At 70.7% G+C, this 23,278-nt stretch carries 23 protein-coding genes and 1 tRNA gene; 13 read left to right on the top strand and 11 right to left on the bottom strand.

The annotated features are described in order from the left end of the window. Positions 1 to 73 precede the first annotated feature (73 nt). A complete protein-coding gene (locus tag CVS47_RS10970; RefSeq protein ID WP_127096111.1) occupies positions 74 to 775 on the bottom strand; it encodes an iron-dependent transcriptional repressor DtxR in 702 nt (233 codons plus the stop codon). Between the two features lie 128 nt (positions 776 to 903). Here CVS47_RS10970 and serC point away from each other — a divergent pair, with 128 nt between their 5' ends. Next, positions 904 to 2,016 carry a phosphoserine transaminase gene (gene serC / locus CVS47_RS10975; protein WP_127096112.1) on the top strand — a complete coding sequence of 371 codons (1,113 nt, stop codon included), beginning with the start codon at positions 904 to 906 and terminating at the stop codon, positions 2,014 to 2,016. 50 nt (positions 2,017 to 2,066) lie between these two features. Here serC and CVS47_RS10980 read toward each other — a convergent pair whose 3' ends face one another. Next, a complete protein-coding gene (locus CVS47_RS10980) occupies positions 2,067 to 3,044 on the bottom strand; it encodes a DUF3027 domain-containing protein (protein WP_127096113.1) in 978 nt (325 codons plus the stop codon). Then, positions 3,028 to 3,411, bottom strand: a complete 384-nt coding sequence (locus tag CVS47_RS10985; protein WP_127096114.1) for a cold-shock protein — start codon at positions 3,409 to 3,411, stop codon at positions 3,028 to 3,030. Before CVS47_RS10985 ends, CVS47_RS10980 begins: the two co-directional genes overlap by 17 nt. A 106-nt stretch (positions 3,412 to 3,517) precedes the next feature. Between CVS47_RS10985 and CVS47_RS10990 the strand changes: the two genes are divergently transcribed. The 7 genes from CVS47_RS10990 (at position 3,518) to CVS47_RS11020 (ending at position 11,636) form a co-directional block, all read left to right on the top strand. Further along, entirely contained in the window at positions 3,518 to 3,781 is a 264-nt protein-coding gene (locus CVS47_RS10990; RefSeq protein ID WP_127096115.1) for a multidrug ABC transporter ATPase, read from the top strand. Between the two features lies 1 nt (position 3,782). Further along, entirely contained in the window at positions 3,783 to 5,531 is a 1,749-nt protein-coding gene (locus CVS47_RS10995; RefSeq protein WP_127096116.1) for a helicase-associated domain-containing protein, read from the top strand. A 106-nt stretch (positions 5,532 to 5,637) separates the two neighbouring features. After that, positions 5,638 to 7,290 (top strand): DNA repair helicase XPB, encoded by a 1,653-nt coding sequence (locus tag CVS47_RS11000; protein WP_127096117.1) that lies wholly within the window; start codon positions 5,638 to 5,640, stop codon positions 7,288 to 7,290. A 69-nt stretch (positions 7,291 to 7,359) separates the two neighbouring features. Next, complete coding sequence (locus tag CVS47_RS11005; protein WP_127096118.1) at positions 7,360 to 8,568, top strand: saccharopine dehydrogenase family protein; 1,209 nt, start codon at positions 7,360 to 7,362, stop codon at positions 8,566 to 8,568. A gap of 157 nt (positions 8,569 to 8,725) precedes the next feature. Continuing rightward, positions 8,726 to 9,418, top strand: coding sequence for a response regulator transcription factor (locus CVS47_RS11010; RefSeq protein ID WP_127096119.1), 693 nt, complete (start codon positions 8,726 to 8,728; stop codon positions 9,416 to 9,418). 124 nt (positions 9,419 to 9,542) lie between these two features. Continuing rightward, a complete protein-coding gene (locus CVS47_RS11015) occupies positions 9,543 to 11,204 on the top strand; it encodes a sensor histidine kinase (protein ID WP_127097323.1) in 1,662 nt (553 codons plus the stop codon). A gap of 144 nt (positions 11,205 to 11,348) precedes the next feature. Continuing rightward, the gene (locus CVS47_RS11020) at positions 11,349 to 11,636 is read left to right on the top strand and encodes a WXG100 family type VII secretion target (RefSeq protein WP_127096120.1); all 288 of its coding nucleotides are present in this window, start codon (positions 11,349 to 11,351) and stop codon (positions 11,634 to 11,636) included. A gap of 127 nt (positions 11,637 to 11,763) precedes the next feature. Here CVS47_RS11020 and groL read toward each other — a convergent pair whose 3' ends face one another. From groL to CVS47_RS11045, 5 genes are all read right to left on the bottom strand, one after another. Further along, the gene (groL, locus tag CVS47_RS11025) at positions 11,764 to 13,383 is read right to left on the bottom strand and encodes a chaperonin GroEL (protein ID WP_127096121.1); all 1,620 of its coding nucleotides are present in this window, start codon (positions 13,381 to 13,383) and stop codon (positions 11,764 to 11,766) included. 169 nt (positions 13,384 to 13,552) lie between these two features. Next, positions 13,553 to 13,756, bottom strand: coding sequence for a cold-shock protein (locus tag CVS47_RS11030; RefSeq protein WP_127096122.1), 204 nt, complete (start codon positions 13,754 to 13,756; stop codon positions 13,553 to 13,555). A gap of 126 nt (positions 13,757 to 13,882) precedes the next feature. Next, positions 13,883 to 14,455, bottom strand: coding sequence for a LytR C-terminal domain-containing protein (locus CVS47_RS11035; protein ID WP_127096123.1), 573 nt, complete (start codon positions 14,453 to 14,455; stop codon positions 13,883 to 13,885). Between the two features lie 44 nt (positions 14,456 to 14,499). Next, a complete protein-coding gene (locus CVS47_RS11040; protein ID WP_127096124.1) occupies positions 14,500 to 14,748 on the bottom strand; it encodes a DUF3263 domain-containing protein in 249 nt (82 codons plus the stop codon). A 9-nt stretch (positions 14,749 to 14,757) separates the two neighbouring features. Further along, positions 14,758 to 15,741, bottom strand: a complete 984-nt coding sequence (locus tag CVS47_RS11045; protein WP_127096125.1) for a DUF2332 domain-containing protein — start codon at positions 15,739 to 15,741, stop codon at positions 14,758 to 14,760. 87 nt (positions 15,742 to 15,828) lie between these two features. On the opposite strand from CVS47_RS11045, the gene msrB reads away from it, so the two are divergent. From msrB to CVS47_RS11060, 3 genes are all read left to right on the top strand, one after another. Beyond that, positions 15,829 to 16,236, top strand: coding sequence for a peptide-methionine (R)-S-oxide reductase MsrB (gene msrB, locus CVS47_RS11050; RefSeq protein WP_127096126.1), 408 nt, complete (start codon positions 15,829 to 15,831; stop codon positions 16,234 to 16,236). Then, on the top strand, positions 16,233 to 16,769 hold the full coding sequence (locus CVS47_RS11055) for a nitroreductase family protein (RefSeq protein WP_127096127.1): 537 nt from the start codon (positions 16,233 to 16,235) through the stop codon (positions 16,767 to 16,769). Before msrB ends, CVS47_RS11055 begins: the two co-directional genes overlap by 4 nt. A gap of 109 nt (positions 16,770 to 16,878) precedes the next feature. After that, positions 16,879 to 18,720: a hypothetical protein gene (locus tag CVS47_RS11060; protein WP_127096128.1), complete on the top strand. Its 1,842-nt coding sequence runs from the start codon at positions 16,879 to 16,881 to the stop codon at positions 18,718 to 18,720. 11 nt (positions 18,721 to 18,731) lie between these two features. Here the strand turns inward: CVS47_RS11060 and CVS47_RS11065 are convergent. Then, positions 18,732 to 18,807 (bottom strand) — tRNA-Thr (locus tag CVS47_RS11065). A 39-nt stretch (positions 18,808 to 18,846) separates the two neighbouring features. Then, positions 18,847 to 19,758: a DsbA family protein gene (locus CVS47_RS11070; protein ID WP_338142365.1), complete on the bottom strand. Its 912-nt coding sequence runs from the start codon at positions 19,756 to 19,758 to the stop codon at positions 18,847 to 18,849. Positions 19,759 to 20,127: 369 nt separating this feature from the next. Here CVS47_RS11070 and CVS47_RS11075 point away from each other — a divergent pair, with 369 nt between their 5' ends. Together CVS47_RS11075 and CVS47_RS11080 are read left to right on the top strand one after the other, a co-directional pair. Then, positions 20,128 to 21,231 carry an ABC transporter ATP-binding protein gene (locus CVS47_RS11075; protein ID WP_127096130.1) on the top strand — a complete coding sequence of 368 codons (1,104 nt, stop codon included), beginning with the start codon at positions 20,128 to 20,130 and terminating at the stop codon, positions 21,229 to 21,231. A gap of 67 nt (positions 21,232 to 21,298) precedes the next feature. Continuing rightward, positions 21,299 to 22,609 carry a DUF4032 domain-containing protein gene (locus CVS47_RS11080; protein ID WP_127096131.1) on the top strand — a complete coding sequence of 437 codons (1,311 nt, stop codon included), beginning with the start codon at positions 21,299 to 21,301 and terminating at the stop codon, positions 22,607 to 22,609. Here the strand turns inward: CVS47_RS11080 and CVS47_RS11085 are convergent. Next, complete coding sequence (locus tag CVS47_RS11085) at positions 22,606 to 23,247, bottom strand: NAD(P)-dependent oxidoreductase (protein WP_127096132.1); 642 nt, start codon at positions 23,245 to 23,247, stop codon at positions 22,606 to 22,608. The two genes, CVS47_RS11080 and CVS47_RS11085, sit on opposite strands and share 4 nt — an antisense overlap. Positions 23,248 to 23,278 lie beyond the last annotated feature (31 nt).

A 23,278-nucleotide genomic window follows, 5' to 3' on the forward strand; every position in this document is an offset into this window, starting at 1 on the left:
CGACGCCCCGAGGGTGTGAAGGAATCGCTGCACGCGGGGCGCAGCATCCGCTCGGTCCTCGATCACGAAGCCCTCAGCGGCGCTCGTCGACCAGGAAGATGTGGGAGGCGACCTCGACCGGGAGCTCGAGACCCTCGTCACTGCCGTCCATGCGCAGGAGCACGTAGCCCTCGTTGTAGCGGTAGTCGCCGCGGGCTCCAGGGACGACTCCCGCCGCCTTCAGCTGCTGCAGCAGCTCGGGGTCGACCTGGGCGGGCTCGGCCAGTCGGCGGACGGTTCCCTGGATCGGCTCCCCCGCGGCGTTGAGCTTGCGGACGAGTCCGACGACACCTTCCTCGAAGGTGTTGGTGGCCACGTCGCCGAGCTGATCGAGCCCGGGGATCGGGTTGCCGTAGGGCGACTCGGTGGGGTGCCCGAGGAGCTCGACCAGGCGGCGCTCGACCTGCTCGCTCATGACGTGCTCCCAGCGGCATGCCTCCTCGTGCACGTAGGCCCAGTCCAGCCCGATCACGTCGCTGAGGAGGCGCTCGGCCAGCCGGTGCTTGCGCATGACGTCGACGGCCTTCTGCCGGCCGGCGTCGGTGAGCTGAAGGGTGCGGTCATCGGACACGACGACGAGCCCGTCGCGCTCCATGCGACCGACCGTCTGCGACACCGTGGGCCCGGAGTGACCGAGGCGCTCGGAGATGCGCGCGCGCAGCGGCTGGATGTTCTCCTCCTCCAGCTCGAGGATCGTGCGCAGATACATCTCGGTGGTGTCGATGAGATCGGTCATGGGTTCCTCTGCAGCCGCGAAACATTACCCTCCAGCTTATCGAACGGCGCAATGACGCGGCTCGAGGGCAGCGCGTCACACGTCGTCACGGTTCGGGCGCGAGCAGGCGCCGACTCTAGAATCGAGCCATGGCGCACCCCGTGATCCCGAGCGACCTCCTGCCCCTCGACGGACGATTCGGCTGCGGCCCGTCCAAGGTGCGACCCGAGCAGCTCGAGGCCCTCGCCTCCGCCGGCGCCTCGCTGCTGGGCACCTCGCACCGGCAGGCGCCGGTCAAGGAGCTCGTCCGCTCGGTGCGCGACGGCCTGGGCTCGCTGTTCCGCGTTCCGGACGGCTACGAGGTCATCCTCGGCAACGGCGGATCGACCGCGTTCTGGGATGCCGCGGCCTTCGGTCTCATCGAACGCCGCAGCCAGAACCTCGTCTTCGGCGAGTTCGGCGGCAAGTTCGCCGCGGCCGCGAAGACCCCGTGGCTGGAGGCGCCGGACGTGCGCAGGGCCGAGCCCGGCACCCGCGCCGTCGCCGAGGCCGTCGAGGGCGTCGACGTGTACGCCTGGCCGCACAACGAGACCTCGACGGGCGTCGCCGCGCCGATCGCCCGCGTGCACGGCGACGACGGCGCATTGACCGTGGTCGACGCGACGAGCGCAGCCGGCGGCATCGACGTCGACATCGCCGAGACGGACGTCTACTACTTCGCCCCGCAGAAGAACCTCGGTTCGGACGGCGGCCTGTGGTTCGCGCTGTTCTCGCCGGCCGCCCTCGAGCGCGTCGAGCGGATCGCAGCATCCGATCGCTACATCCCCGAGTTCCTCAGCCTCAAGAACGCGGTCGACAACTCGCGGCTGCAGCAGACGCTGAACACGCCGGCGCTCGCCACCCTGCACCTTCTCGACAGCCAGCTGCGCTGGATCGACGAGAACGGCGGACTCTCCTGGGCCGCCGCGCGCACCGCCGAATCGTCGGGCGCTCTCTACGAGTGGGCCGAGGCGTCGTCGGTCGCGACGCCGTTCGTCGCGGATCCCGCCGACCGTTCGCCGGTCGTGGTCACGATCGACTTCGCCGAGGGAGTGGATGCTGCGGCCATCGCCTCCGCGCTCCGTGCCAACGGCATCGTCGACACCGAGCCCTACCGCAAGCTCGGCCGCAACCAGCTGCGCATCGCGACCTTCGTCTCGATCGAGCCCGATGACGTGCGCCGGCTCATCCGCTCGATCGAGTACGTTCTCGACCGGCTCTGAGCCGCCCGACGGCGTGCGCCGCCTGACGGCTGCGGCCTGACCCCCGCGGGTCAAGCGCGGGGGTCGTCCTCGAGCTCGTCATCCGACTCGTCGTCGTCCTCGTCACCGAGGTCGTCGTCCGACTCGTCCTCGTCGTCGTCGTCATCCTCATCGCCGAGGTCATCGTCATCGTCCGACTCATCGTCGTCCGACTCGTCGTCGTCGACGGTGTCGTCGAGCTGGTCGATGTCGACGCCGTCGACGTCACCGGCGTGGAGCACGGGCGTCACGTCGTCGTCCGACTCGTCGTCGACCTCGTCGTCGTCGGCCTCGTCCGCGTCGAGCTCGTCGGCGCTGTCCTCGTCGTCGTCCTCGTCATCGTCGTCGAGGTCGTCGGCGTCGTCCGCGAAGCCCTCGACGTCCTCCCCCGCCGCTTCGGCGAGCGCCAGCTGCGCGGCCTGGTAGTCGGCGAGCCGGACGTCCCACGGCGTCCAGTCGGGCGCGAGCAGCGCGGCATCGCCGGGGAGCAGCTCGACCTCGAGGACGGTGGGTGCGGCGTCGGGCACGCGGGCGAGGCTGACGGTCCAGTACCAGCCCGGGTATCCGGGCAGGCGGTTCTCGAAGCGCAGTGACACCACGCCGTCGGGCTCGACGCTGTAGCCGGCGGGCTCGCCGACGGTGTTCGCGGGGGTGATCTCGTTCAGGGCGGCGCGGGCCAGGTCGTGCCCGGCGAGCAGCTCGGCGTCCGGGGGCTGGACGACCGCGGGGGCCGCCTCGACCTCGTCGGCCGACTCGACCTCGTCGGCGGGCTCAGGCTCGGCGGCGGACGCGTCATCCGAGACCGACGCCTCGTCGGCAACGGCCTCCGGGGTCGTCACCGCCGCGGCGACGGCGACCGCGGCGACGTGTGCAGCCGCAGCATCCTCACCTGAAAGGACCGTCTCGTCGGACGAGACCACCCCGTCGGACACGACAGCGTCGCCCGCCTCGGTCTCGTCGACCGGAGCGTCCTGGCCGGACTCGGTGCCCGAGTCAGGCGTCGAAGTCATCGGCGACCTTGCGCAGCACCGCGGCGATCTTCTGGGCGTGTGCGCCACTGGGGTAGCGTCCGCGGCGGAGGTCGCCGCCGATGCCGTCGAGCAGCTTCACGAGGTCTTCGACGATGATCGCCATGTCGTCCGCGGGCTTGCGGGAGCGCTTCGAGAGACTGACGGGAGCCTCGAGCACGCGCACCGAGAGCGCCTGCAGGCCGCGCTTGCCGTCGGCGACGCCGAACTCGAGCCGGGTGCCGGCCTTGGGAGCAGTGGTACCCGCGGGGAGGGCCGTGGCGTGCAGGAAGACGTCCTGGCCGTCATCGGTGGTGACGAAGCCGAAGCCCTTCTCCTCGTCATAGAACCTGACCTTGCCGGTGGGCATGCTGAACCTCGCAGAACGGGCCCGCGTCGCGGGCATAACGAAAACAAGGCCGTCTGGCCTCTCCCTCCAGCCTACGCCACGGGGCCGACCGGGTAAGCTGACGCGGATGAGCAAGAGCACCCCCGGCGACGTTCCGGTCCGCCGTATCGACCGCATCCTGGCGTTCATGTCGCTGGGACTGCTGGCCCTGTCGGTGGTGTGCTTCTTCGCGATCATCATCGGCACCCCCGCCGGAGCCGACATGCGCACGGGCGTGTGGCCCCTGATCGGGCTCCTCGTCTACGTGGCCCCGATCGTCGCCTTCGTGCTGCTGCTCACGGTGCTCATCATGAGCTTCGCGCGAAGGGGCCGGGCGAACAAGGGTCGCTGAGATGGCCGAATCCTCCGACCAGCGCGCCCTCGCGACGCGGCTGTCCGGCATGAGCGACGAGCAGCTGTCGATGGCCTTCCGGCGTCGTGGGGTCTCGACCGGCGCGTCCTGGCATGACTGGTTCGACGCCGCAGAAGGGCTGCTGGATGCTGCATCCGTCGACCGCGCACTGACCCGGCTGCCGCGGGTCGCGCTGCGGGCTGTCTCGGGGGACGCCGGTGATTCCGGTTCCGCCGGTGCAGCCGACCTCTCCGCGCTTCTGCTCGCGGGCGAGGACGGCGTCGCCTACGGCATGGTGCGCGAGCGGGCCGCGGCACTCGCCGACGTTCGCCCCGAGGTCTTCGCTCCGACGCCGGAGGTCATGGCGCCCGGTGCGGCGGATGCCGCGTCGACCGCCGCCATCGCAGAGCGGGTGTTCCGCACCCTCAGCGCGCTCGCCGATGTCGTGCTGGCCGCGAGCCTCGCCCCGCTCGCCCGCACCGGCGCCGGCGGTATCAGCGCCGTCGACCGGCGGCGGTTCGTCGAGGCGGAGATCGTCGAGTCCGCCGAGCAGCTCGAAGACCTCGTGGCCGTCGCGGCGAGCGCCGGCCTGCTGAGCGCCGTCGACCGCGAGTGGGCGGCGACGGATGAGGGCGATGCGTGGCTCCGCCTGACGAGCGCCGCACGGTGGGCGGCCGTCGTGGAAGGCTTCCGCTCCACTCTGCCCGAGGCGCTGCGCACGCCCGACGGCGGCTACCAACCCGTCGCCGGATGGCTCGACGCCTTCCCGCTCGACGCCGACTGGCCGGCACGCGCGCAGCAGCTGCAGCGGACCGCCGTCGCGTGGGGACTCGTCGCCGGCCACGATGCGACCGGGCTGTCCGTCGAACCGGCATGGGCGACCCCGTTGCGACTCGGAGAGGCCGCGACGCCCGCTCCCCTGGCCGCCGAGCTCCCGGCAGAGATCGACCGCGTCTACCTGCAGGCCGACCTGACCGCCATCGCTCCCGGGCCGCTCGCGCCCGAGCTCGACCTGCGGCTGCGCACCCTCGCGCGCCGCGAGTCGCGCGCACAGGCCTCGACGTACCGCTTCGACGCCGACACGGTCGCCGGTGCCATGACGGGCGGCGAGACGGCTGCGTCGCTCACGGAGTTCCTCTCCGGACTGTCGCTCACCGGCATCCCCCAGCCCCTCGCGTACCTGATCGAATCCGCCGCCGCTCGCCACGGGCGCGTCACGGTGCGCCAGGATGCCGCGACCGGCCACACCCTCGTCGCCAGCGACGACGACGCGATGCTCGCCACGATCGAGGTCGACCAGTCGCTGCGCCCGCTCGGACTCGTCACCGACGACGGCGGCCTCGTCACCCGCGTCTCGCGCGACTCCGTCTACTGGGCCCTCGCCGACGCCCGCTACCCCGTCATGGCCGTCGACGGAGCCGGAGACGCCCTGCCCCTCCGACGCGGACGACGAGCGGGAGCGGATGCTGCGCCCCCCGTCGCCGACTACGCCCGGCTCCTGGCGATCCTGCGTTCGGGCGGAGGCGGAGGCGACGCGGATGCCGCCTGGCTCGAGCGAGAGCTGGACCTCGCCGTCCGCTCGCGAGGAATCATCGTCGTCGACGTGCGGCTGCCCGACGGTACGCAGCGCTCCTTCACCCTCGAGGCGTCGGGCCTCGGCGGCGGGCGGCTGCGCGGTCGTGACAAGGCGGCCGACGTCGAGCGCACGCTGCCGTTGTCGAGCATCGTGAGCGTCCGCCCCGGCACCTGACGCGTGATCGCGCAGCCTCCGATCGCCGCAGCGTTCACGCCGCGATGAATCGCGGCATGCGGCCCTCGCATCCTGCACCGTGCGAGCGCGGATAGAATCGAAGGCTATGGCTGACGGACCCCTCATCGTGCAGAGCGACCGCACCGTGCTGCTCGAAGTCGCTCATCCCGACGCCGAGAGCGCACGGCACGAGCTCGCGATCTTCGCCGAGCTCGAGCGCGCACCCGAGCACATCCACACGTATCGCGTGACCCGGCTGGGACTGTGGAACGCACGCGCCGCCGGACACACGGCGGAGGACATGCTGTCCACGCTCGACCGCTGGTCGCGCTTCCCCGTGCCGCCGTCGGTGTCGCTCGACATCCGCGAGACGGTCGGCCGCTACGGGCGCCTCGTCATCGAGCGCGACACCGTCGACGGGCAGGAGGGCACTCTCGTGCTGCGCTCGAGCGACCCCGCGGTGCTGACCGAGATGGCCCGCAACAAGCGGATCTCGCCGCTGCTCATCGGGCATCCCTCCCCCGACACCTACGTGGTGGATGCCTGGGCCCGAGGCCAGATCAAGCAGGAGCTGCTGAAGATCGGCTGGCCCGCCGAAGACCGCGCCGGCTATACGCCCGGCACGCCGCACGACATCGCGCTGGCCGAGGACGGCTGGACTCTCCGCCCGTATCAGCGGAAGGCGGTCGACATCTTCACCGAGGGCGGCTCGGGCGTCGTCGTGCTTCCCTGCGGCGCAGGCAAGACGCTCGTCGGCGCGGCCGCGATGGCCGACACCAAGACGACCACGCTCATCCTCGTGACCAACACGGTCAGCGCCCGGCAGTGGCGCGACGAGCTGTTGAAGCGCACCACCCTCACGGCCGAGGAGATCGGCGAGTACTCCGGCCAGGCCAAGGAGGTCAAGCCGGTCACGATCGCGACGTACCAGATCCTCACGGCGAAGCGGAAAGGCCAGTACGCGCACCTCGCGCTGCTGGACGCCCTCGACTGGGGTCTCATCGTCTACGACGAGGTGCACCTGCTGCCCGCGCCGGTGTTCAAGCTCACCGCCGACCTGCAGGCCCGACGGCGCCTGGGCCTCACCGCCACGCTGGTGCGCGAGGACGGCCGCGAAGGCGACGTGTTCAGCCTGATCGGGCCCAAGCGGTTCGACGCCCCGTGGAAGGAGATCGAGGCGCAGGGCTTCATCTCCCCCGCCGCCTGCTACGAGGTGCGCGTCGACCTTCCCGACGGCGAGCGGATGGAGTACGCCGCGGCCGCCGACGACGAGCGCTACCGCCTCGCGGCGACCGCCGACGCGAAGATCGACGTCGTCCGCAGCCTCGTGCAGCGGCACGCCGGCGAGCGCATCCTCGTGATCGGCCAGTACCTCGACCAGATCGATGAGCTGGCACAGGCGCTCGACGCTCCGCAGATCACCGGCGCGACGCCGGTGGACGAGCGCGAGCGGCTGTACCAGGCGTTCCGCGTCGGCGAGATCTCGCTGCTCGTGGTGTCCAAGGTGGCGAACTTCTCGATCGATCTGCCCGAGGCATCCGTCGCCATCCAGGTGTCGGGCTCGTTCGGCTCTCGCCAGGAGGAGGCCCAGCGCCTCGGACGCCTGCTGCGGCCGAAGGAGTCGGGTCACACCGCCAGCTTCTACACGCTCATCGCGCGCGACACCGTCGACCAGGACTTCGCGCAGAATCGTCAGCGCTTCCTCGCCGAGCAGGGGTACAGCTACACGATCCTCGACGCCGACGCGATCGCCGCCTGACCCGCGACGGCTCGTCGCGCGAGCGCAAGGGTCTGCCGTCGACGGTGCCCGCGACCTAGGCTCGCCCGCATGACCCGCACCGATCGCGACCACGACCTCGTTCTGCTGGGCGCGACCGGATTCGTCGGGAGGCTGACCGCGGAGCACCTCGTCGCGTCGGCGCCGAAGGATGCGCGCATCGCGCTCGCCGGACGATCGCCCGAGAAGCTGCGACAGCTCACCGCGCGGCTCGGCGTCGACTGGCCGACCGTCGTCGTCGACAGCTCCGACGCCGTGGCCGTCGAGCGGCTCGCGGCGTCGACCGGCGTCGTGGCGACCACTGTCGGCCCCTATCTCTCGCGCGGACTGCCGCTGGCGACCGCCTGCGCACGGGCGGGCACCTCGTACGCCGACCTCACCGGCGAGAGCGCGTTCGTCAGCCGATCGATCGCCGCCAACCACGGGATCGCCGGCGCCTCGGGTGCGCGGATCGTGCATTCGTGCGGGTTCGACTCCATCCCCTCCGATCTCGGGGTCGGCCTGTCGGCCGAAGCCGCGGGCGGCGGTGCGCTCGTCGAGGCGATCGCACAGGTGCGCTCGATCCGCGGCGGCGTCAGCGGCGGAACCATCGACTCGCTCCGGCAGCAGCTCATCGCCGCGCAGTCCGATGCGCGCCTGCGGCGCATCATCTCCGATCCCTTCGCCCTGACGCCCGGACCGTCCGTGCGGCTTCCGGCGGGCAGCATCCCGCACGGCAGCTCCCGTGACCGCGCGACGGGACGCTGGCAGGCGCCGTTCGTCATGGGGGCGTTCAATCGGCAGGTCGTGCAGCGGTCGAACTACCTGACGGGCTGGGGCTACGGGCAGCTGCTGCGCTACCGCGAGGTCGTCGACACGCTCCCGGGCCTGCGGGGCCGCGCCCTGGCGGCCGCGGTCGACGCGCTTCCTGCGGTGCTCGGCGGCGCGCTCACCTTCCCGCCCACGCGGGCGCTGCTGGACCGGCTCCTGCCCGCGCCCGGCGAAGGCCCGAGCGAGGCGACGATGGACCGCGGCCGGTTCTCGATCGACGTGGACGTGTATCCGATCGAGGGACAGCCGATGCGCACACGGGTCGCGGCACCCTACGATCCCGGCTACCGCGGCACGGCCGTCATGCTCGGCGAATCCGCCCTCTGCCTGGCGCTGGACGACCTCGCCGATCACGCCGGCGTCCTCACTCCGATGGTCGCCATGGGGCAGGCGCTCGCCGCGCGGCTGCGGGCGCACCGCTTCACGCTGGACACCTCCCCCCTTTCCTGACCCGGGGCCGGTCGGGGACGACTTTCGTCGCCCGCGGACGCTCGCGGGCGACAGAAGTCGTCCCCAAACCCCGGTTCGGGGGCGTGGAGCGACCGAAACGGGCGGTTCGCGCGGCGCCTACCAGCCTCCGCAGGGATCGGGTCACCATAATGGGCCTATGACCGCACCGCGCATTCTCGTCGTGGACGATGAGCCGAACATCCGCGACCTGCTGATCACGAGCCTGCGTTTCGCGGGTTTCCAGGTCCGCGCCGTCTCCAACGGAGCGCAGACCATCTCGGCCGTGCTCGAGGAGGAGCCCGACCTGATCGTGCTCGACGTGATGCTCCCCGACATGAACGGCTTCAGCGTCACCAAGCGCCTCCGCGGCGCCGGGTACACGGCGCCCATCCTCTTCCTCACCGCGAAGGACGAGACCGAGGACAAGATCGCCGGCCTCAACGCCGGCGGCGACGACTACGTGACGAAGCCCTTCTCGCTCGACGAGATCGTGGCCCGCATCCAGGCGATCCTGCGTCGCACGATGCAGGCCGACGAGGAGTCGATCATCCGCGCGGGTGAGCTGACGATGGACCAGGACACCCACGACGTCACGGTCGGCGACGTGTCGATCGACCTGAGCCCGACCGAGTTCAAGCTGCTGCGCTACCTCATGCTCAACCCCAACCGGGTGCTCTCGAAGGCGCAGATCCTCGACCACGTCTGGGAGTACGACTTCAACGGCGACGCCGGCATCGTGGAGAGCTACATCTCCTACCTGCGCCGGAAGATCGACCCGCACTCCACCGAGGCGCTCATCCAGACCAAGCGCGGCTTCGGCTACATGCTCAAAGCGGGCAAGACCGCGTAGCGCGCGGTCGCCGTGCAGATCCGAGGGGGCCGCTCTGGCTGACAAGACGGACTCTGTCACCTCCTGGTGGCGGGGCACGAGTCTGCGCGCCAAGGTGACGGGCGTCACCGTCGCCCTCCTCGCCATGGGTCTCATCGCGGCCGGCGTCGGCACGGCCGTCTTCCTGCGCAACACCCTCGTCGCGAGCACCGACGACCAGCTTCGACAGCTCGCCGACACCAGCGCGTGGAAGACCGTCGTCGATCCGGTGATCAGCGCCGACGGCATCGATTTCGCCAGGAAGGCCGACTACCCCAGCGACTACTACGTCGCGATCTACGACCCCGACGGCGAGCGCGTCATCGTCGGCGGCGGACGGGCGGGAGCGACCAATCAGCCGGTGTTCCCCGCGAACGCCGACCTGGAGTACAGCCGAAATCAGACCGACCCCTTCCAGCTGCCCAGCGCCGTCGGCGCGGCGCCCTACAAGGCGATCGTGCAGGTCTTCCAGGTGCCGAACGTGCCGACCTATTACACGCAGCTGATCGCGCTGCCGCTGTCTCCCATCGATCGCGTCGTGACCCAGTTCCTCGGCATCTACGGCGTCCTCGCTGCGATCACGATCATCGCGGGCGCCGTCCTCACTCGACTGCTCGTGACACTCGCCTTCCGCAACCTCGGTCAGGTGGAGTCCACCGCCATGGCGATCGCCGGTGGCGACTTCAGCCAGCGCATGACCGACGTCGAGCCCGGCACCGAGGTCGGCAGGCTCAAGATCGCGATCAACACCATGCTCGGCCGCATCGACGGTGCGCTCTCGGACCGCGACGCCACCGTCCGCCAGATGCGCCGCTTCATCGGCGACGCCAGCCATGAGCTGCGCACGCCGCTGGTCACCGTCCGCGGCTACGCCGAGCTCTATCGCATGGGCGCGATCACCGGTGATGAGGACGTCGCGCAGGCGATGGAGCGCATCGAGAAGGAGGCGATGCGGATGGGCGTGCTCGTCGAAGACCTCCTCGCCCTCGCCCGCCTCGACGAGCGCCGCGACGTCGTCATCGCGCCCGTCGACCTGCGCCCCATCGCGCGCGATGCCGCCATGGACGTCCGCGCCGCGGCTCCCCAGCGCCCGGTCACGGTGCTCGACGACCCGACTCCGCCGGCGGCGGAGCCCGCAGCATCCCCTTCTCCCGACCCCGATGACGCGACCGATGAAGACGCACCCCGGCGCGGTGGTCCGCAGACGTCGGCGATCGCCCGCGCCGGCGCGACCCTCTCGCTGCTGCGGCGTCGTCCTCGATCATCGGATGCCACGGGCCGGGGTGACGCTCCGACCGGGGAGCTCGCCATCGCCGAGTCGGTGCCGCCGATCGTGCTGGGTGACGAGAACCGTATCCGGCAGGTGGTGACGAACCTGCTGGGCAACGCGCGCCGCTTCACCTCGGAGGACTCCCCCATCGAGCTGCGGGTCGGCACCGACGTGACTGCCGGCATGGGCTGGATCGAGGTCATCGACCACGGCGAGGGCATCCCCGAGCAGATCCGCGACAAGATCTTCCAGCGTTTCTGGCGCGCCGACACCTCGCGCACGCGCGAGACCGGGGGCACGGGGCTCGGACTCTCGATCGTGGCCTCCATCGTGGACGCCCTGCACGGCACGGTCGACGTGCGCGAGACGCCCGGTGGCGGCGCGACGTTCCGGGTGGCGTTCCCGCTCGCGCAGACGCGCAACGCGGCCGACCACCTCCTCATCGAGACGCAGCCCATTCCGCGTCTGATCGACCCGCCGCGCAGCGACCGCGACTGAGTCCGGCTGGACCGACGCCGAGCGCCGATCCTCCCCACCGGTTCGAGGGAGCTCGTCGCCACGGAGGTCGGCGCGAGCCTCGGATGCCGCGTGCTCCGCCGCCTAGCGTCGGAGCACATCGCCCCCGATCCGAGGAGAACATCCGTGGCCACCTACTCCGTCGACAGCGACCAGCTGCTCACCGCCACCGCCGCCATGCGCGGCACGGCCGACCGCCTGCAGGGCGAGACGTCGGCCATGATGTCGCAGCTCACGCAGCTGCAGTCGACGTGGACCGGGAGCGCGGCCCTCGCCTTCCAGGGCGTCGTCGACCGCTGGCGCGTCGCGCAGCGGGGCCTCGAGGACAGCCTCAACGAGATCAACGCCGCCCTCGCCGCCGCCGGGCGGCAGTACGCCGACGCCGAGCAGCTCAACGCCGGTCTGTTCCGCTGAATGGCAGGCCATGCCGCACGCGCCGCCGCGCATGCGCCGTGCCGCCGCACGCCGCCGCCGCAACCCGCCGGCAACGACGAAGCGGCCCCGGCAGATGCCGGGGCCGCTCGTGTCGTTCAGACGTGGATCAGAAGTCCATGCCACCCGACGGGTCGCCCATGGGTGCGGCGGCCTTCTCGGGCTTGTCGGCGACGACGACCTCGGTCGTGAGGAACAGACCGGCGATCGACGCGGCGTTCTGCAGCGCGGAGCGCGTGACCTTCGCCGGGTCGATGATGCCCTGTGCGAACATGTCGCCGTACTCGCCGGTCGCGGCGTTGAGGCCGTGTCCGATCGGGAGACCCGCGACGGTGTTCGCGACGACGCCCGGCTCGAGACCGGCGTTCAGCGCGATCTGCTTGAGCGGTGCCTCGATCGCGACCTTGACGATGTTCGCGCCGGTGGCCTCGTCACCCGTGAGCTCGAGACGCTCGAAGACGACCTTGCCGGCCTGGATCAGCGCGACGCCACCTCCGGCGACGATGCCCTCCTCGACGGCGGCCTTCGCGTTGCGGACGGCGTCCTCGATGCGGTGCTTGCGCTCCTTGAGCTCGACCTCGGTCGCGGCACCGGCCTTGATGACGGCGACGCCACCGGCCAGCTTGGCGAGGCGCTCCTGGAGCTTCTCGCGGTCGTAGTCGCTGTCGGTGTTCTCGATCTCGCGACGGATCTGGGTCACGCGACCCTCGATCTGGCCCGAGTCGCCGGCACCCTCGACGATGGTGGTCTCGTCCTTGGTGATGATGACCTTGCGGGCGTGGCCGAGCAGGTCGGTCGTGGCGTTCTCGAGCTTGAGGCCCACCTCTTCGGTGATGACCTGTCCGCCGGTGAGGATCGCGATGTCCTGCAGCTGCGCCTTGCGACGGTCGCCGAAGCCGGGAGCCTTGACGGCAGCCGACTTGAAGATGCCGCGGATCTTGTTGAGCACGAGAGTCGCGAGAGCCTCGCCCTCGACGTCCTCGGCGATGATGACGAGCTCCTTGCCCTCCTGGATCACCTTGTCGACGATCGGCAGAAGATCCTTGATGTTCGAGATCTTCTGGTTCGCGATCAGGATGTAGGGGTCCTCGAAGACCGCTTCCTGACGCTCCGGGTCGGTGACGAAGTAGGGGTTGATGTAGCCCTTGTCGAACCGCATGCCCTCGGTGAGCTCGAGCTCGGTGCCGAAGGTGTTGGACTCCTCGACGGTGACCACACCCTCCTTGCCGACCTTGTCGATCGCCTCGGCGATGAGCGCGCCGATCGCGGGGTCGGCGGCGGAGATGGACGCGGTGGCGGCGATCTCCTCCTTGGTCTCGACCTCCTTGGCGCTGTTCAGCAGCTCGTCGGAGATGGCCGCGACGGCCTTCTCGATGCCGCGCTTCAGCGAGATGGGGTCGGCGCCGGCGGCCACGTTGCGGAGGCCCTCCTTGACGAGCGCCTGAGCGAGGACGGTGGCCGTCGTCGTGCCGTCACCGGCGACGTCGTCGGTCTTCTTCGCGACCTCCTTGACCAGCTCTGCGCCGATCTTCTCGTACGGGTCGTCGAGCTCGATCTCCTTGGCGATCGAGACACCGTCGTTCGTGATCGTGGGGGCGCCCCACTTCTTCTCGAGCACGACGTTGCGACCGCGGGGGCCGAGCGTCACCTTGACGGCGTCGGCCAGGATGTTCAGGCCGCGCTCGAGACCGCGACGGGCCTCTTCGTCGAAAGCGATGATCTTTGCCATGTGTATGTCGTCCCTCCCGGACCTGAGGTCCGGACGTAGCGAATGGTCTTTGGCACTCGGAGATACCGAGTGCTAACCCCATTCTGGCACTCCCCCTAGGGGAGTGCAAGCCACGCGGGACGGCGTGGCGAAGCATCCGTCGTCCCTGGGGACGAGCGGATGCCGCGGGTCAGCGGACGACCTGCACCGATTCGGCCTGAGGGCCCTTCTGACCGGTTCCGACCGTGAACTCGACGGTCTGGCCCTCTTCGAGCACCCGGAATCCCGACATGTCGATGTTCGAGTAGTGGACGAAGACGTCCTGGCCGTCCGCCACGGTGATGAAGCCGAAGCCCTTCTCGGCGTTGAACCATTTGACGGTGCCCTGGGTCATGCGAATCACTCCTGTTGCCTGCGGTCAGGAGCATCGTATGCACCGGGATGAGCGCGATCCCGGCCGTCCGGCGACTGTTGACACGGGTGCACCGAACTTTTTACCGGCGTGAAACACGCCGCCGCGTCAGGGGCCGGTGGTGGGCGTCGGCGGGGTGGACGTTCGGTCGAGGCCGATGACGACCGTGAGCTGCTTCGCGTCGGGCTCGAGCGGCTGGTAGACCTCGCTCTGCTCGATGCGCGCGCCGCCGATGACCTGGGCGAGACCCAGGGCGGCGGGCTCGTCGGCGGGCAGCAGGTAGTACACCGTGGTCTGCGGGAAGTCCGTGCTGCCCGCACCGCCGGCGAGCACCGCGTCGCTCGCCCAGCCGGCCTGCACCACGACGTCCTTGACCTGCGTCGCGAGACCGTCCTCCGGGGTGGCGTTCAGGATGCTGACGTTGTAGCTCGTGTCGACCACCGGCGTCACGACGGGCGCGGGTGTCGTCGAGGGCGTGGGCGTCGGGAACAGCGTGACGCGGCCGGACGCGATGAGCGTGCCGAAGATGCCGAGCGCGATGAGGACGATGGTCGCCACCGCCGCCCAGAGGAAGATGACCCACCCGCGCATGTGCGGATTCTCGGCGCGGTGCGCGCCCACCCGGCCGTGCGGCGAGGGGAGGTCGTCGAAGCGATCCTTGGGGAAGGAGGGTCTCGGCATCCCTGGATCCTACCCAGCAGCCCTGTGACCGACCGTCGCGCGGCTCACTGCGCCGCGGCGGCCCGGGAGAGACGGGCGCTCTCGCGCGCGTCGCGGATGCGCCGCAGCCGCTTGACCAGCATCGGGTCGTAGGCGAGGGCCTCGGTGGTCTCGAGCAGACGCCCCAGCAGCTGGTAGTACCGCGCCGGCGACAGGCCGAACTCGGCCCGGATCGCCTCCTCCTTGGCCCCGGCGTGGCGGCTCCACGCGGCTTCGAAGTCGAGCAGGGCGCGGTCGCGGTCGGTCAGGGGCACGTTTTCACGCTAGACCGCGGATGCCGCCGCCTCCGGTTGCCACTCCACGGAACCGCCCAATGGATCGACGCGGGCTAGCGGTCGTCCGTCGAGAGCGAGCGCGAAACCGGAAGCGACGCGATCGGTCCACGTGTCGTGGAGGCCGACGGGGTCGACGGTGATCCACCGGGCGTCGAGGGAGCGGATGCCGGCGAGGAGCCGCTCTCGGCCGGCGCGGGGGATGTGCGGCAGCACTCCCGGCGTGGTGACCACGAGCGTCGCATCGGCGGGCGCCTGTGCCGCGACCTCCTTCAGAAGGACGTCGTCGGTGGCGTCGCCCGCCACGAGCAGCGGCGGGTCGGCGGCCACCACATCGAGCGCGGCCTCGATGCGCTCCACGCGCCCCTCCTCCCCCGGCCACACGAGCGCCGCCAGGAACCGCCGGTCGTCGGCATCGCCGGCGTCGAGCGGGCTGAGGTCGATGCCCGCGCGCCAGACCACCTCCGGCATCCGCAGCTCCGGACGGCCCCGCAGCGCGGCGTGCAGCACGACCTCGGATGCCCCGCCCGCCGGGTCCAGCGCCGCCTCGTCGCCCGAGTATCGATAGGAGTAGCGGTCGGGGTAGAGGCACAGCCCCGCGCTGGCACCGACCTCGAGGAGGGCGATCGGTCCCGGCACGAGCGACAGCGCGGGAAGCAGCGCCGCACACCGCAGCGGCTCGTTGGTCTGGATGCTGCGCCGGCCGCACTCCGCGACGACGAGGTCCGCGTTCGCCTGCACCCAGCCGGCCCAGCCGTCGTAGCCGCGCTCGTCCGCGCCGTGCATCCGCGTCACGGCGAAGACGAGCGGGGGCTGGCGGTGATCCGCCGGGATCCGCGCCAGCACCGCCTGCACAGCGGGATCGCCGGCGACCCCGCGCGCCCACTCCTCGTAGAGCGGCGACCTGCCGGGCGCCTCCTCGCGTGCGAAGCGGTCGAACCGCTGCGCGACGGCGGCCGCGGCATCCTGCATCATGCGGCCATCCTCGCCCACGGCGACCTCGCGAGGAGCCTCGCCGTGCCCGGGTCGGGTTGAATGGAGGGGAACAACGAGGAGAAGGTCATGAGCTACGAAGTCACCAAGACCGACGCGCAGTGGCGCGAGGAGCTGGGCGCCGATCGCTACGCCGTGCTGCGGCAGGCGGGCACCGAGCGCGCCTGGACGGGCGAGCTGCTGGACGAGGGCCGTTCGGGCCTCTACACCTGCGCCGGATGCGGCTCCGAGCTCTTCCGCAGCGGCACCAAGTTCGACTCCCACTGCGGCTGGCCGAGCTTCTACGAGTCGGTGCGACCCGACGCCGTCGAGCTCATCGAGGACCGCTCGCACGGCATGGAGCGCACCGAGGTGCGCTGCGCCACCTGCGGGTCGCACCTCGGCCACGTGTTCCCCGACGGCTTCGGCACGCCCACCGGCGACCGCTACTGCATGAACTCCCTCTCGCTCGAGTTCACCCCCGAGGCCTCGGAGTGACAAGCGCATACGAGGCCGCGCGTGCGCGCCGTTCCCTGTCGAAGGTGACGGATGCCGCGCCCAGTCATGACGAGCTCGTCCGGCTCGTCGGAGCCGCCGGCCGGGTGGCCGACCACTCCGCGCTGGCGCCCTGGCGTCTCATCGAGCTGCGCGGACACGACCGCGACCGGCTGGGACGCGCGATCCACAAGGCGGAGGGGAAGAAGGGCGCATCGAGCAAGCCGCAGCGCGCGCCCCTGCTGATCGCCGTCGTCGCCAGCCATCGCAAGAGCAAGGTGCCGCACTGGGAGCAGGAGTCCGTTGCCTCCGGTGTCGCCCACATGCTCAGCCTGCTGCTCGACGAGGCCGGGTGGGGCGTCTTCTGGCGCACCGGCGAGTACACCCGGGCGAAGGCGGTCGCGAAGGCGCACGGCCTGAAGAAGAACGAGGAGCTGCTCGGCTGGCTCTACGTCGGCGGCAAGCCGACGCGCGGCCGGCCGACGCGCATCAAGACGATCGACGCGACGCGGCACCTGTCCGCGATGCCTCGCTGAGCCGAGCCGGAGACACCCGGCGCACTCGACGGGTCTGTATCACCGCGCCCAAAGCCACCTCTTCAGGTCTGGAGGGATCACCGCGGTCCCGCAGGCAACGAGGTGTGGCATGACTCTTCCCATCAACGGCGGCATCGGTCTGGCGACGACGACCGACGGCCAGGACATGACGCCGAAGAACTTCTTCTCCGACATCCTGAGTGCGTCGGCTGAGAGCGCGTGGGCGACAGCCCGTCCCGGCGTCGAGCATCAGCTCACCGACCTGCTTCAGCAGGCTGATCTGGTGTCGCGGGGGTTCACCCTGTACGACGTCCTGGTGCGCCTGTCGTCGGATCTGTCGATCGCCGTCGATCGCACCGACCAGGGCGATCTGCTGGTCACCGTCACGACGGGCGGCAACTACGTCGAGGCCACCTCCACGCAGCCCACCGCAGCCGGCGAGTGGGCGGATCCCCGGGTGTCGGTGTCGTTCGGCCTGACGTTCTCCTACGTGCTGGACGTGCCGCCGGTGACGGCGCCGCTGTCGGCGACAGGCTTCCGCGACGTGCGGGTGCTCGACCCCGTGGCGGACTCGCACAATCTGATCGCCGACATCGGCTTCTTCCTGAACGACCTCGTCGACTTCTTCGGCGGCCCCAACCTGATCCAGGCGGTGCAGTCGATGGTGGCCGCCATGGACTTCGCCCCGCTCATCAATCAGGCTCTGGCGCCGCTGAACGCCGAGCTCACCGATCTCGCCGCGAAGGGCTACTGGTTCCTGGACGTTCTGGTCGACCTGCTCGATGGATCCGGCACGGGCCTCCACGGACTCAGCCTTCCCGGAGCGCCCTCCGATCGCCTCGATGTGCTGCTCGTCGCGCGTGCGATGGACCGCTCGGGCGTCATCGAGGGCCAGATCAGCTGGCCGAGATCCCTGGGCCGCCCCGTGATGCGCGGGATGCTGTCCCACACCGTCGATGTCGTCCAGGCAACGAGCGCCGTCCTGCTCACGGACACGCGTGCGGCGTCAGCCGCGCGCATCGCGGAGACGGCGCCGGCCGAGCGTCCGGCGGACGTGCCGGAGCCTGCCCCGGCGCCCATCACCTCGACTTCCGCGCCGGCTCACGACGAGCCTCTGACCACCGCGCTGGAGAACCTCGCTCCCGCCGACCGCGTCACCGCTGCGCGCGAACTGCGCCAGGGATCCGCATCTCGTTTCACGGCTCTGGTCGGATCGACGGTCATGCTGCAGGCGCTGCGGGAGTTCGCGAGCGGGCGGACCGACTTCACCGTCGAGGCGACCACTGCCGTCGGCGGCACCGGGCTGATCCCGAACATGGAGTCGGTCTCCCGCCTCGACGCGCTGTGGGCGGCCGACGACGATTCGACCTGTCGCCGACGGTTCCGTCTCGCGGGCGTCGCGACCGACGCCCCGCTCACCGTGACGGCAGCCATCGCATCGGCGTACGAGTGGCAGGGATCGACCGGCGAGATCGTGGTCGTCCCCTCGGGGTGGGACGGCACGGTGACCGTCACCGCGGCGCCCGCGGCACCCCGGCACATCGACCTCGGCGAGCGACGCGTCGCCGCCGATGCCACCCGGGTGTCGGTCGGAACAGTCCTGGATCGCGGCGTCGCCGCACTGAATCCGCAGCCGCTCCCGCCGGTGGAGGTCTCGCTCAACCCGCAGCCTCTGCCGCCGGTGGAGGTCTCGCTCAACCCGCAGCCTCTGCCGCCGGTCGAGGTCTCGCTCAACCCGCAGCCTCTGCCGCCGGTGGATGCGCCGCTGTCACGATTCGGCGACCGTATCGGCGCGCGGAAAGCCTCGGGCGGCCTGATCACGCGGGAGATCGACGCCCATCGGCACATCGACGTGGCCGCGGCGCTGCTGCGTCACGATCCCACGGGGGCGGGCGTGGTGTCGGGCATCGACTTCACCGTCACGCCGTACGTGCCCGCGGTGATCCGCTGACCAGAGCGGAGTGGAGCCGACTACGGGACTTGAACCCGTAACCCCCGTATTACAAGTACGGTGCGCTACCAATTGCGCCAAGTCGGCAAGGCGCCCAGTCTATCGAGGCGCCTTCGCCTCCGCCGCTCAGCCGGAGGGGGTGGGCGTCGCGGTCGGGGTGGCGGACGCGGCACCGGGGGTGGGCGTCGGCGTGCTGTAGTACGCGTCGCTGGCGACGGTCAGCACGAACTGCGCGAACTCCTTGGGGTCGGTCGGCGCGCCGACGTACGGCGTTCCGTTGACGAGCACCGTGGGCGTTCCCTGGAGGGACATGCCGTCCGTGTTCGGCAGCGACTTGAGCGCCCGGTCGGTGGCGTTCTTCGCCCACGAGGCGAACGACTCGTCCTCGATGCACGAGCGGACCGTCTTCGGGTCCTTGACGCCGGAGGCGACGGCGAGCGCCGCGAGGTCGGAGTCGGACATGCCGTCGGAGTCGACGTCGGGCTGCTTCTTGAGGAGCTCGTTGTTGAACGTGAAGAACGCGTCCGGCGAGTGCGTCGCGACGCAGGCGGCGGCACTGGCCGCGCGCAGCGAGTACTTGGTGCCGTTCGACTTGGAGGTCAGCATCGCCACGGGGTAGTACGTCAGCGTCGCGACGTCCTGGCTGACCCACTTCGAGAGCTGCTGGGCGTTGGCGGCCTGGAAGTCGCGCGAGCTGGCGGAGAGGTAGTCGACGTACACGCGGATGTCGACGGCGGGACGCTCGGAGGCCGAGGGATCGGGCGACGGCTCTGTCGTCGGCGCGGCCGACGGCTCCGTCGAGGGGACCGTGCCGGCGTCGGGCGCGGTGGCGTCGGCCTCGGCGACCGAGGAGACGCCGGTGACGGTCGTCACGACGAATCCGTCGTCGTCGACGGTGGCGGGCTGCAGCTGCGGGCGGGAGGCGGTCGAGGTGAACGCCCAGGTGACCACGACGGCGGCGACGGCCACGACGGCCACGGCCCCGATCCCCAGCGAGATGCGCCGGATCAGGCGGACGCGGCTCTGCCGTGCCTGCACCTGCTGAGCCTTTTCGCGCACAGCCTCGCGGCGGTCGCGCGGCCCAGACACGGGGGGTGACTGGTCGTCTGACATGGAACCTCTTATGGAGAAAGACAGCCGGATGTCCGGCGGGGCCGCACGGGTGAGGCGGCGGTGTCGATGGTAACCAGGCAGTCTGGGAAATGCCCAGACACGGCCCGCTCGGGCGGTGTGCGAACGCAGTTTCCCTCACGAGGAGCCGGCACGGAGCCGCGGCATCCTACCCATGCACTCCCAGGTGCATCTGACATACTGGTCAGGCGTCCGACGATGGGCGTGCGGGTGCGACTCCCGCTTTCTTTACTACGGATCGTCCGGCACGTACCTGCCGGTGAAGGAGAACAGATCATGGCATCCGTCACGTTCGACAACGCCACGCGCCTCTACCCGGGCGGCACCCGCGCCGCGGTCGACAAGCTGAACCTGGACGTCGCCGACGGCGAGTTCCTCGTCCTCGTCGGTCCGTCCGGCTGCGGAAAGTCCACCTCGCTGCGCATGCTGGCCGGCCTCGAAGAGGTCAACTCGGGCCGCATCCTCATCGGCGATCGCGATGTCACCGACATCCCGCCGAAGGATCGCGACATCGCGATGGTCTTCCAGAACTACGCGCTGTACCCCCACATGACCGTCGCCGAGAACATGGGCTTCGCGCTCAAGATCGCCGGCGTCGGCAAGGAGGAGCGCGCCTCCCGCGTTCTCGAGGCCGCGAAGCTCCTCGACCTCGAGGAGTACCTGACCCGCAAGCCGAAGGCACTCTCCGGTGGCCAGCGTCAGCGCGTCGCCATGGGCCGCGCCATCGTGCGTCAGCCGCAGGTGTTCCTCATGGACGAGCCGCTGTCGAACCTCGACGCGAAGCTGCGCGTGCAGACCCGCACCCAGATCGCGTCGCTGCAGCGCCGTCTGGGCGTCACCACGGTCTACGTCACGCACGACCAGACCGAGGCGCTCACCATGGGCGACCGCATCGCCGTGCTGAAGGACGGCCTGCTCCAGCAGGTCGGCTCCCCGCGCGACCTGTACGAGAAGCCGAACAACGTCTTCGTGGCCGGCTTCATCGGCTCCCCCGCGATGAACCTGTTCCAGGCCGACCTCGCCGACGGCGGCATCCGCTTCGGCACCGAGGTCGTGCCGCTCGACCGTGACACGGTCGGCCGCGCCAACGGAAGCCAGGTCACCGTGGGCGTCCGCCCCGAGGACATCGTGGTCGGCCCGGCCGACGGACAGGGCCTCTCGGTGGTCGTCGACCTCGTCGAGGAGCTCGGCGCCGACGGCTACCTGTACGGCCACACCGAGATCGGCGGCAAGCGCACCGACATCGTCGCGCGCGTCGACGGCCGCTCCCACCCGAACGCGGGCGAGACGGTCACCCTGGCCGCCACGGCCGGCCACGTGCACGCCTTCGACATCGAGTCCGGCGAGCGCCTGAACGACAAGCCGGTCGTCTCGGCCTGAGAACGGTCCATCCCGCGGCGCGGACAGGTCTCGTACCTGTCCGCGCCGCGGCGTTTCCGAGGAACACATGCCGCACTCCCTGAGCATCACCGCCAGCTCCGTCGACGCGGGTCTGCTGACCCTGCCGTGGTCGACGCCGCTCGCGGAGTGGCCGAACGAGTACATCGTGTCGCTGCCGAAAGGCATCTCGCGGCACCTGGTCCGCTTCGCCAACCTCTCCGGACGCGTCGTGGCGATCAAGGAGACGACGGAGGAGATGGCCCGCCGCGAGTACGACATGCTCGGCAACCTCACGCGGCTGGACGCCCCCTGCGTCGACCGGGTCGCCGTCATCGCCGGACGGACGGATGCCGCGGGCGAGCCGCTGCCGGCGGCCCTCGTCACCGCGCACCTGCGCTTCTCGCTCCCGTACCGCGCCCTGTTCACGCAGGTGCTGCGCCCGAACACGGCGACGCGTCTCGTGGACGCGCTGGCAGCCCTGCTCGTGCGCCTCCACAACGTCGGGTTCTTCTGGGGCGACGTGTCGCTGTCCAACACCCTCTTCCGCCGCGACGCCGGGGCCTTCGCCGCGTACCTCGTCGACGCCGAGACCGGCGAGCTGCACGAGGCCGGGCTCACCCGCGGTCAGCGCATGCACGATCTCGACGTCGCGCGCACGAACATCGCCGGCGAGATCATGGACCTCGAAGCCGGAGGCCGGCTGGAGGGCGGCGTCGACGCCATCGCCATCGCCGACGGCATCATGAGCTCGTACTGGTCGCTGTGGGCGGCGCTGACCGATCGCGAGAGCTTCGCCGCCGCGGAGTCGTGGCGGCTGACCGAGCGCGTGCGCCGGCTCAACGACCTCGGCTTCGACATCGGCGAGATGTCGATCGAGGCGACCGCCGACGGCACCAAGGTGTCGATCCAGCCGAAGGTCGTCGACGCCGGCCACCACCAGCGGCGCCTCATCCGCCTGACCGGCCTCGACGTCGAGGAGAATCAGGCCCGCCGTCTGCTCAACGACCTCGACGAGTTCCGCGCGCGCATCTCGCGGCTCGGATCGGACGAGGAGATGGTCGCGCACGAGTGGCTGACCCGCGTGTTCGAGCCCGTGGTCATGGCGATCCCGTTCCACCTGCGCGCCAAGCTCGAGCCCGCGGAGGTCTTCCACCAGGTGCTGGAGCACCGCTGGTACATGTCGCAGGCGCAGAGCCGTGCCGTGCCGCTCGCGGAGGTGCTGACGTCGTACATCGAAGACGTCCTGAGCCACCGCCGCGACGAAGCCACGGTCATGGGCCCGCCGACCGAGACGATGTCGCTGCCGGTGATCAGCGACCCCGCCCCCGCCGACGAGAGCGACGGCGAGGACGGGGTCGACTGGCGCGATCTGGTCTAGTAGCCGACCGCGAAGCGCTCGCGCGAGTGCTTCGGCTCCTCGATCTCGTCGACGACCGCGACGGCCAGGTCGGGGCCGGAGATGAAGGACTGGCCGTCCTCGCCGACGACGAGCACGTCGCCGCCGTCGCGGTAGGAGCCGGTGCGCTCGCCCGGAGCCCACTCGCCGAAGCCGCCGGCCGGGTGCACGTAGAACCAGTCGTGTGCGCCGGTGCCCGCCTGGAGATCCTCGAGGATGCCGATGGCCTCGGCCGCCTCGGGCTTGTACTCGTCGGCGAAGCCCTCGGTGTCGATGAGGCGCGGTCCGCCCGGGGCCGCGAGCGAACCGCCCGCGCCGCCGATCACGCCCACGCGCACGTCCGCCGGCAGGGCGGCGACGAGCTCCGCCATCGCGGGACGCAGCTGGCCGAGCATGTCGCCGCGCGCGGCGACGGACGAGACGACGACGTCGACGCCCTCGAGCTGGGCGACCAGGGTCGGGACGTCGAGCAGAGTGCCCTCGAGGTAGGTCGCACCGTCGACGCGGTCGGACGGCACGGAGCGGGCCACCGAGACGACGGTGTGACCGCGCGAGACGGCCTCCCGGACGATATGCGATCCGGCGTAGCCGGTTCCTCCGATGACAGCGATGCGAGACATGTCTTCCCTTCCTGCGGGTCGCGCAGACCGG

Origin of the sequence: Microbacterium lemovicicum, assembly GCF_003991875.1 — a bacterium.
GTDB classification, from domain to species: Bacteria; Actinomycetota; Actinomycetes; order Actinomycetales; family Microbacteriaceae; genus Microbacterium; species Microbacterium lemovicicum.

What these genes read in the sequence shown, in the direction of transcription:
- CVS47_RS10970 (WP_127096111.1), bottom strand. Translation starts at nt 775, where the DNA reads ATGACCGATCTCATCGACACCACCGAGATGTATCTGCGCACGATCCTC.
- serC (WP_127096112.1), top strand. Translation starts at nt 904, where the DNA reads ATGGCGCACCCCGTGATCCCGAGCGACCTCCTGCCCCTCGACGGACGA.
- CVS47_RS10980 (WP_127096113.1), bottom strand. Translation starts at nt 3,044, where the DNA reads ATGACTTCGACGCCTGACTCGGGCACCGAGTCCGGCCAGGACGCTCCG.
- CVS47_RS10985 (WP_127096114.1), bottom strand. Translation starts at nt 3,411, where the DNA reads ATGCCCACCGGCAAGGTCAGGTTCTATGACGAGGAGAAGGGCTTCGGC.
- CVS47_RS10990 (WP_127096115.1), top strand. Translation starts at nt 3,518, where the DNA reads ATGAGCAAGAGCACCCCCGGCGACGTTCCGGTCCGCCGTATCGACCGC.
- CVS47_RS10995 (WP_127096116.1), top strand. Translation starts at nt 3,783, where the DNA reads ATGGCCGAATCCTCCGACCAGCGCGCCCTCGCGACGCGGCTGTCCGGC.
- CVS47_RS11000 (WP_127096117.1), top strand. Translation starts at nt 5,638, where the DNA reads ATGGCTGACGGACCCCTCATCGTGCAGAGCGACCGCACCGTGCTGCTC.
- CVS47_RS11005 (WP_127096118.1), top strand. Translation starts at nt 7,360, where the DNA reads ATGACCCGCACCGATCGCGACCACGACCTCGTTCTGCTGGGCGCGACC.
- CVS47_RS11010 (WP_127096119.1), top strand. Translation starts at nt 8,726, where the DNA reads ATGACCGCACCGCGCATTCTCGTCGTGGACGATGAGCCGAACATCCGC.
- CVS47_RS11015 (WP_127097323.1), top strand. Translation starts at nt 9,543, where the DNA reads ATGGGTCTCATCGCGGCCGGCGTCGGCACGGCCGTCTTCCTGCGCAAC.
- groL (WP_127096121.1), bottom strand. Translation starts at nt 13,383, where the DNA reads ATGGCAAAGATCATCGCTTTCGACGAAGAGGCCCGTCGCGGTCTCGAG.
- CVS47_RS11030 (WP_127096122.1), bottom strand. Translation starts at nt 13,756, where the DNA reads ATGACCCAGGGCACCGTCAAATGGTTCAACGCCGAGAAGGGCTTCGGC.
- CVS47_RS11035 (WP_127096123.1), bottom strand. Translation starts at nt 14,455, where the DNA reads ATGCCGAGACCCTCCTTCCCCAAGGATCGCTTCGACGACCTCCCCTCG.
- CVS47_RS11045 (WP_127096125.1), bottom strand. Translation starts at nt 15,741, where the DNA reads ATGATGCAGGATGCCGCGGCCGCCGTCGCGCAGCGGTTCGACCGCTTC.
- msrB (WP_127096126.1), top strand. Translation starts at nt 15,829, where the DNA reads ATGAGCTACGAAGTCACCAAGACCGACGCGCAGTGGCGCGAGGAGCTG.
- CVS47_RS11060 (WP_127096128.1), top strand. Translation starts at nt 16,879, where the DNA reads ATGACTCTTCCCATCAACGGCGGCATCGGTCTGGCGACGACGACCGAC.
- CVS47_RS11075 (WP_127096130.1), top strand. Translation starts at nt 20,128, where the DNA reads ATGGCATCCGTCACGTTCGACAACGCCACGCGCCTCTACCCGGGCGGC.
- CVS47_RS11080 (WP_127096131.1), top strand. Translation starts at nt 21,299, where the DNA reads ATGCCGCACTCCCTGAGCATCACCGCCAGCTCCGTCGACGCGGGTCTG.
- CVS47_RS11085 (WP_127096132.1), bottom strand. Translation starts at nt 23,247, where the DNA reads ATGTCTCGCATCGCTGTCATCGGAGGAACCGGCTACGCCGGATCGCAT.